The organism is Pseudoalteromonas sp. 19-MNA-CIBAN-0066 (assembly GCF_040308705.1).
In the GTDB taxonomy this organism is placed as follows: Bacteria; Pseudomonadota; Gammaproteobacteria; order Enterobacterales; family Alteromonadaceae; genus Pseudoalteromonas; species Pseudoalteromonas nigrifaciens.
This window is the reverse complement of sequence record NZ_JBEONZ010000209.1, coordinates 1-273: the sequence shown is the minus strand read 5'-3', so window position 1 is coordinate 273 and position 273 is coordinate 1. Positions and strand designations below refer to the sequence as shown.

Sequence of the window (273 nt, the reverse complement as noted above, 5' to 3'; positions counted from 1 at the left end):
TCTTCAAACTGATAGCTACTAGTTAATTGGCCAAAGTGCTTAGGCACACGTACAGGTAAGTTGCCGTTTATATCAATAGAGGCAGAGCTTCCATTAGCATCCAAGTATTGCGCCGCTGGTGTGTTTACAAATTCGGGTGATTGGTACGTTGCAGATACACCAATGCGCCAGTCTTGGGTGATTTGCAGGTTAAATTCGGCTTCTACACCTAAGGTTTCTGTGTTTCTAAAGGCTTGACGTTGCACTACTTGACCATTTTCAACAGTAGGTACA

Annotated in this window: 1 pseudogene; it reads right to left on the bottom strand. The window is 43.6% G+C overall.

Features of this window, described 5'->3' with window-relative positions:
• Positions 1–273 (bottom strand): annotated as a pseudogene (locus AAEZ18_RS18850) (TonB-dependent receptor); the annotation flags it as partial.